A 7,330-nucleotide genomic window follows, 5' to 3' on the forward strand; every position below is an offset into this window, starting at 1 on the left:
GTGTCGCGATGGGCCGCAAAGCGGCCCCGGCAATCTAAAGCTTGAACCCACCCATCTGCCGCGCCAGGTCATCCGCCAGGCCACGCAACGCCTGGCACTCTTCCCGGCACCCCTGCACCTCTGCTGCCGTCTCCCTCGCCAGGTCGGAAATCCCCTGCACCGTTCGGTTGATTTCCTCGGTCACCGCCGACTGCTCCTCGGTCGCCGTCGCCACCTGATGGTTCATGTCGCTGATGTGCTCCACCTGGTCGGTAATCGCCCCCAGCGACGCCCCGGTGCGCTGGCTCGACTCCACGCCACTGCCGGTCGCCTGTTGCCCCGCCTGCATCGAGCTCACTGCCGAACCCGCGCCTTGCTTCAGGCGCTGGATCATCTGCTGCACTTCGTCGGTGGACAGCTGCGTACGCCGGGCCAGCGTGCGCACCTCATCGGCCACCACAGCAAACCCACGCCCCATCTCCCCTGCCCGCGCAGCCTCGATGGCAGCGTTCAGCGCCAGCAAATTGGTCTGCTCGGAAATACTACGGATTACCGCCAAAACTTCATCGATCGAGGCGACTTCATCCGCCAACTGGCCGACCGCATCAGCTGCCTTGCCGATATCGCCCGACATACCCTCGATACCACGAATCGAGCGTTGTACCACTTCACGCGCCTGCAACGCCTCCTCCCGCGCCGACTGCGAAGCCTGGGCTGCATCGCCGGCATTGCGGGCTATGTCCTGCACGGTAAGGCCCATCTCGTGCACCGCCGTGGCGACCATTTCGGTCATTTCCTGCTGGCGCCCGGAGCGCTCGGCGGTGTTATCCACCACTTGGGTCACCTGCTCCACGGCCAGGTGCAGCCGTTCGGAGGTATTCAACACCTCGCCGATCAGGCTGCGTTGGCTGTCGAGGAAGCGGTTGAAGCCCCGGGCCAGGTCACCCAGCTCATCCTGGCGCGAATCGTCCAGGCGGTGGCTGAGGTCCCCTGCGCCGCTGCCAATCTGTACCAGCGCAGCAGTGACTCGGCGGATCGGCCGCACCAGGCCACGCGCCAGCAGCACCACCAACAGCAGTGACACCAGGGCCACGGCACCGCCAATCAGGCTGGTCAGCCCAACTGTCTGGTGCATTTGCGCGTAGATTTCTTCTTCCGGCACCTCAGCCACCAGGGTCCAGTTGAGGTCGCGCAGGGGCAGGCCCAGCGCCAGGTAGCTTTCGCCATCGCGGCTGAAACGGCTACTGCGCAAGCTCTCGCCACCGGTCATCACCGCTTTGGCAGCCTCCGCGCCGAGCTGCTCGATAAGCTGGCGCTTACCACTAAAGGCTGCGTCCGGATGCACCTGGATCAGGCCATCGTTGCGCACCAGGAATACCTTGCCATGCTCGCCGAAGCTGAAGTCGTGAATCAGCTTCGACAGCTCGGTCATGCGCAGGCCCATGCCAGCCACGCCGACCAGCTTGCCGTTCTTCTCCACGCGGTAGTCGATGAACAGCGCCAGCTCGCCAGTGGCCCCGTCTATGTCGATGTTGATCAGGCGCTCGGCACCGCTGTCGACGTAGCCATAGAACCAACTGTCCTTGGGGTTGCTGCGGCTGAGGGTGCGGTCGAGGCCATTTTCGTTGTAGTAGTGGCCGGTTTCGGTCGAGGCAAACAGGGTAGTGAAGGCCTGGTTGCGCTGCTTGGCAGCGGTCAGGTATTCGAGGAATTGTGGGGCCTGGGCGGGGTCTTCACCGGCGGCAAGCCAGTCGCGCAGCAGGGTGTTGCCGGCAATGTCGGCTGCCGCCACCAGCGGCTGGCCGAGCATGCGCTCGATGTCGTTGCGGATAGCTTCGATGCTGGCAGGCAGGGCAGTGTCGACCAGGTAACGTTCGGTGAGGCGGTTGAGCGCCACGGTAAAGATGATGACCACCACCAGGATGCTCGCCAGCAAGGCGGCGCCCATACTGGTGATCAACTGCCACTGGATGCTTTTGCGCCAGATACCCATGCCCTACTCCCCGCAACATTATTGTTTTGCGGAAAGTGTATACACTTGCGTATCCAGTTAATCCAGTGATCTCAAGCAATCAGATGCACCCTGTGTGAGCGGGTTCACCCGCTCCCACAGGGGCCGGTGCTGGACCTTATTGCTCAGCAATGGTCCGAACGATGGCGTTTACCGTGGCGTCGATCTGCGCCTGGGTGCGCGCCAAGGTCTGCTGGTGTTCTTTCTGCAGTTCAACCTGCTTGGAGCACAGGTTGAGGGCAGCCAGCACCAGCAATTTGTCCCCGATCAAGGTCGGGTACTGACGTTTGGTCTCGTTCAGGGCGGTGTTGAGCATTCGCACCGCCTGGGCCAAGGTTTCTTCCTGGCCTTCGGGCGCCTTGATCGAATAGTCGATGCCGAGAATCGACACGACATTGATCGGCTGCTCTTGCAGTCTCATGCGCCGACAACGCCCGCGCTGGCGCGCTCAACCAGCGCCTGAATACGTGCGGCGGTAGCGCCGTTCTTCTCTTCCTGCTCCATCAGCGACAGTTGCAGGGTTTCGTTCTCTTCCTTGGCCTGGGCCAGTTCCTGGCCGAGGGCGTTGTTCTGCTCGGTGAGTTGAGCGTTTTTCTGCATCAGGTCGCTGACCAGTTGCTCGATTTGATTCAGGGAGGCTTCCAGCATGGGGTCTATCTCAGGTTGTTGCGAGGGGCGCACACGATAAAGAAAAGTGCGGCCCATCGCCATTAAATATCGGATTCAGAAGGTGTCTAACCCGCAGATTGACAGAGGAACCACCCCCTTGTTCCGACCTGGGTCAACCGCTGGTCAGGAAAAAGCCAGCCTCGATCCATAAAAAAAGCAGGCCCAACATCGGCCTGCTCTTCTACTGCAGCTTGAGACTTGCAGCTTGAAGCTCAATAGTCGATCCGCACATCCCCTTTCGGCACGCTGCAGCACGACAGGATGTAGCCCTCGGCTTCGTCCTCTTCGGTAATACCGCCGTTGTGCTCCATCTCTACTTCACCGCCCAGCTTGAGCACCTTGCAGGTGCCGCAAATGCCCATGCCGCAGGCTTTCGGGATCATCAGGCCAACCTTGGCTGCCGCTGCATGCACGGTTTCGCCCGGGGCGACGCGGATGCTCTTCTCGCTGCCGATGAACTCCACCAGGTTGAGGTCGGAAACATCCAGCTCCGGCGCATCGGCCGCCTGCTCGGCGTGCTCCACTGCATCGGCCTTGGCCTCTGGCGGCGTGGCGCCGAACGACTCCTCGTGGTAGTTCTTCATGTCGAAGCCGACCGCTTCGAGCATGCGTTTTACCGCGGTCATGTACGGCGTCGGGCCGCAGCAGAACACCACGCGGTCCATGTAGTCCGGCGCGATCAGCTCCATCAGCCGCTGGTTCAGGTAGCCGCGGTAACCCGCCCACGGCTCGCCCAGGCCATGCTTCTCGCAAATGATGTGCAGGCTGAAGTTGGGGATGCGCGAGGCCATCTGCTCCAGCTCGCGGTGGTAGATGATGTCCTTCGGCGAACGGGCGCTGTGCACGAACACCATGTCGACATTTGCGTTGGTGTCGTAGAACCAGCGCGCCATCGACATGACCGGGGTAATGCCCACGCCGCCCGAGAGGTACAGCACCTTCGGCGCCGGGAAGTCGATGGCGTTGAACAGGCCCACCGGGCCATGCACCGGCAGCTCGGCGCCTTCGTGCATGGTGTCGTGCAGGAAGTTCGACACCAGGCCACCGGGCACGCGCTTGACGGTGATCGAGAAGCTGTAGGGCACCGACGGCGAACTGGAGATGGTGTAGGAGCGCATCACCGGCTTGCCTTCGATTTCCAGCTCCAGGGTAACGAACTGCCCCGGCTTGAAGAAGAACATGATCGGCTGGTCGGCCATGAAGCAGAAGGTGCGCACGTCCCAGGTCTCCTGGATGACCTTGACGCAGCGCACGATGTGGCGGCCGTTGGCCCAGGTCTGGGTAGTGACCGGATTGAGGAAGGTATCGGACATGTTCATCTCCAGCAGCCGACTATTGGCCTTTTTATGGCTTGGATAATGCGCAAGCTTGGGGCTGCGTACATTCCTGCCAGCGACATCGACGTGCTTATCGCGACCAGCCCCGCACTACAAGGGCTGCGGAGTCGTTATTCAAATCGGCCATGTCGCCCATGGATACGGTTCATGGCGTCTTCGGACGCACACTCCACGGCAAAACAACTAGCTGTTTCTTGAAGAGCAGCCTTGCGGCACCACAACAACGATTAGCCACCTTTTGCCGGCCGCACACGGCCCCGAGGAATACACGATGGACGTCACCGCAACCCTGAGCCTGGGCGATCCACTGGAACCTGCACGCAAGGCCACCGCCGAGATGCTGCAGACCCGCGAGCGCACCTACTCGCTGCCCCAGCCTTTCTACACCGACGAGCGTCTGTTCCAGATCGACATGCAGGAGATCTTCCAGAAAGAATGGCTGATCGCCGGCATGACCTGCGAAATTCCGGCGAAAGGCAACTACATCACCCTGCAGATCGGCAACAACCCGATCCTGGTGGTGCGTGGTGCCGAAGGCAAGGTGCACGCCTTCCATAACGTCTGCCGCCACCGCGGTTCGCGCTTGTGCGTAAGCGACAAAGGCAAGGTGGCCAAGCTGGTCTGCCACTACCACCAGTGGACGTATGAACTGGACGGTCGCCTGCTGTTTGCCGGTACCGAAATGGGCGCCGACTTCGACATGAAGGAGTACGGCCTGAAGCCTGTGAACGTAAAGGTTGCCGGTGGCTACATCTTCATCAGCCTGGCGGAGAACCCGCCAGCCATCGACGAGTTCCTGGCCACCCTGGAACACTACATGGAACCGTACGACATGGAAAACACCAAGGTGGCGGTGCAAACCACCTTGATGGAAAAGGCCAACTGGAAACTGGTGCTGGAGAACAACCGCGAGTGCTACCACTGCTCCGGTTCGCACCCGGAACTGCTGCAAACCCTGCTGGAATGGGACGACACCAACGACCCGCGCGCCAGCCAGGAATTCAAGGACCACGTGGCCAGCTCTGCTGCCGCCTGGGAAGCCGAGAAAATCCCGTACCTGCACAAGAGCCACGGCCTGCGTAACCGCATCGTGCGCATGCCGCTGCTCAAGGGCACCGTGTCGATGACCATGGACGGCAAGCAGGCCTGCCAAAAGCTGATGGGCCGTATCAAGAACCCGGACCTGGGTTCGATGCGCATCCTGCACCTGCCGCACTCGTGGAACCACTGCATGGGCGACCACATGATCGTGTTCACCGTGTGGCCGATCAGTGCCCAGGAAACCATGGTCACCACCAAGTGGCTGGTGCACAAGGATGCCGTGGAAGGCGTGGACTACAACCCTGAGCACATGCGCAAGGTGTGGGACGCCACCAATGACCAGGACCGTCGCCTGGCGGAAGAGAACCAGCGTGGCATCAACTCCACCGCGTACCAGCCTGGGCCATACTCGAAGACTTACGAGTTTGGTGTGGTCAACTTTATTGACTGGTACAGCCAACGAGTGCTGAACAACCTAGGGGCGGAGCCGGCGCCGTATCTGAAGGAAGTGCAGGCGCAGTAAACGTAACCCCCGCCAAGGCACAAGTGCGGCGGCGGGGGTCTCCAGCGGCTTACAATTTCGTGTTGTCGATACCGGCCTCAACATCACCTGGCCTGCGACGCCCCCTTATCATCTGGACAAGCCCCCCTAAAGCACCTGATACGGCTGAACCCACTGCCTTGCCTACTTTTTTCATCCCTTGCCACGCATAGCTAAAGCCGTATGCATCCAGTAAAGCACCGCCGATCAGTTCCCCTCGATGCATGCCTCGTACGCCCGCACGACGCCACTCATGCCTGGCATTCATGGGGAGGGCTGCGAAACCCAGAAACCCAACCCCTGCGCGCCCCAGGTCAGCCCCATTGAGTAGCGGCTGATTGTTTGCCACAGACCCAGGATTGAAGGTATCCGCAAGATGCGGTCCACGAAGAACAATCGAAGTCGTATAAGCGTATGTATCTAGGACGTTTGCAGCCGCAGCTACGCGAGGATGAAGGCTTGGCAGGGCTGGTTCGAGAACGCCATCCGGAAGTGGCTCGTTGTTAATCCTGGCTCTCATTCGCGAAACTACCATGTTGCCTGTACCTGCTACCGCACTTGAGCCAAAAGCCACATGCGTTAAGAACTTGATCCAGAACCGCCCCGACTCGTCAGTTCGATTTACAGGGTCACCTCCACAGTAGGTGTAAGCATTGATGCCTCCACGAGCAAATGGGCTAAGGCTATCGGGGCTCAGAAATCGCATTGAAGCAGGGCTGTAGTGGCGATAACCATTCCCCAACGGGTAATTCCCTGATAGCGGATCACGGCGCTGGCCGCAAAAAGCCAAGGTTGTTGAAGGGTAAGCCCCGACAACACCGTAAGGTGAGTAACATCGTGCCATGGTTATCCACAACTCCTCCTATGGGCTCGATTACCTTAGCGGCATGGAACATGGTTGGGTACTAACAAAAATATCAGGTACACCCTGGTCATAATTTGATCAGGCCATGCAAAGCCGCAGATTTGTTCGGCTCCAGCTAATTTCCTACACCTTGTCCACAGAGACACCAACAGAGTTTGTGGGCAACAGGCCAATGCTCGGCAATTTGTATGTGGATAAACTACTCAAGGCCTTGATTTCCATGGATCAAGAGGGATTCAGGCTGGATTGATCATTTTTTGATCTGATTCATGGAGGCCTTGATTTACAAGGCTTCCAGCCTATACCGAACAGATTATCCACAGACCGGCTAACAGCGATTGTGGGCAAAACCTGGCAAGCACAAGCACCAGTAAACCAAAGTAGCTTGCCGAGAGCTGTTCATTATTTGATCAAACTCACGCAAGCCCCGTCGCTTATGGCTCCTAGCCATGCGCCAACACTTTATCCACACCTTGGCGAACAGATTCCGTGGGCAAAACCAGGCGTACCTGATATTTCTGCCAGTTTCACAAGTTTCGGCGCTGTGATTGGGTAGTAGCCACTATTTTGGCATCACCCAAGGGGATACTTATGCACAGCCGCCAGGCAGGGACTGTGAAGTGGTTTGATGAAAGGCATGGAATTGGGGTTATCAGCGCTGAGGGGCAGTGCTGGGATTACCTGGTGTTGCGCTGCGCAGTGGTGAGTAAGGGGTTGGCGGCGGGTGAACGAGTGTTGTTCGAGCCTGTGAACAAGTTACTGGGCTACTGGGCATTCAATGTCGTACGACAATAGCTGCTCTCTGTAGGAGCGGGCGTTTGGAGGGGGTGTGGGGGGGGGGGGCGCCCCCGGTTAAATTGCTGGGCCTAATTACACGGGGGCGTGGG

The 7,330-nt window shown here is 59.5% G+C and carries 6 protein-coding genes; 1 reads left to right on the forward strand and 5 read right to left on the reverse strand.

From position 1 onward, the window contains the following. Positions 1 to 34: 34 nt before the first annotated feature. The 4 genes from mcpH to gbcB all read right to left on the reverse strand — a co-directional run bounded on the left by mcpH (position 35) and on the right by gbcB (position 3,972). Positions 35 to 1,972, reverse strand: a complete 1,938-nt coding sequence (gene mcpH, locus ABE456_RS21570; protein WP_346645736.1) for a methyl-accepting chemotaxis protein McpH — start codon at positions 1,970 to 1,972, stop codon at positions 35 to 37. Positions 1,973 to 2,108: 136 nt separating this feature from the next. Beyond that, positions 2,109 to 2,411: a cell division protein ZapA gene (locus ABE456_RS21575; protein WP_346645737.1), complete on the reverse strand. Its 303-nt coding sequence runs from the start codon at positions 2,409 to 2,411 to the stop codon at positions 2,109 to 2,111. Further along, positions 2,408 to 2,638, reverse strand: coding sequence for a hypothetical protein (locus tag ABE456_RS21580; protein WP_346645738.1), 231 nt, complete (start codon positions 2,636 to 2,638; stop codon positions 2,408 to 2,410). Before ABE456_RS21580 ends, ABE456_RS21575 begins: the two co-directional genes overlap by 4 nt. A gap of 233 nt (positions 2,639 to 2,871) precedes the next feature. Next, complete coding sequence (gbcB, locus tag ABE456_RS21585) at positions 2,872 to 3,972, reverse strand: glycine-betaine demethylase subunit GbcB (RefSeq protein ID WP_346645739.1); 1,101 nt, start codon at positions 3,970 to 3,972, stop codon at positions 2,872 to 2,874. Positions 3,973 to 4,267: 295 nt separating this feature from the next. Between gbcB and gbcA the strand changes: the two genes are divergently transcribed. After that, positions 4,268 to 5,560, forward strand: coding sequence for a glycine-betaine demethylase subunit GbcA (gbcA, locus tag ABE456_RS21590; protein WP_346645740.1), 1,293 nt, complete (start codon positions 4,268 to 4,270; stop codon positions 5,558 to 5,560). 49 nt (positions 5,561 to 5,609) lie between these two features. On the opposite strand, the gene ABE456_RS21595 is transcribed toward gbcA, so the two are convergent. Further along, complete coding sequence (locus ABE456_RS21595; RefSeq protein ID WP_346645741.1) at positions 5,610 to 6,422, reverse strand: RHS repeat-associated core domain-containing protein; 813 nt, start codon at positions 6,420 to 6,422, stop codon at positions 5,610 to 5,612. Positions 6,423 to 7,330 lie beyond the last annotated feature (908 nt).

It is taken from the genome of Pseudomonas sp. TWI929 (genome assembly GCF_039673335.1).
In the GTDB taxonomy this organism is placed as follows: Bacteria; Pseudomonadota; Gammaproteobacteria; order Pseudomonadales; family Pseudomonadaceae; genus Aquipseudomonas.

What these genes read in the sequence shown, in the direction of transcription:
- mcpH (WP_346645736.1), bottom strand. Translation starts at nt 1,972, where the DNA reads ATGGGTATCTGGCGCAAAAGCATCCAGTGGCAGTTGATCACCAGTATG.
- ABE456_RS21575 (WP_346645737.1), bottom strand. Translation starts at nt 2,411, where the DNA reads ATGAGACTGCAAGAGCAGCCGATCAATGTCGTGTCGATTCTCGGCATC.
- ABE456_RS21580 (WP_346645738.1), bottom strand. Translation starts at nt 2,638, where the DNA reads ATGCTGGAAGCCTCCCTGAATCAAATCGAGCAACTGGTCAGCGACCTG.
- gbcB (WP_346645739.1), bottom strand. Translation starts at nt 3,972, where the DNA reads ATGTCCGATACCTTCCTCAATCCGGTCACTACCCAGACCTGGGCCAAC.
- gbcA (WP_346645740.1), top strand. Translation starts at nt 4,268, where the DNA reads ATGGACGTCACCGCAACCCTGAGCCTGGGCGATCCACTGGAACCTGCA.
- ABE456_RS21595 (WP_346645741.1), bottom strand. Translation starts at nt 6,422, where the DNA reads ATGGCACGATGTTACTCACCTTACGGTGTTGTCGGGGCTTACCCTTCA.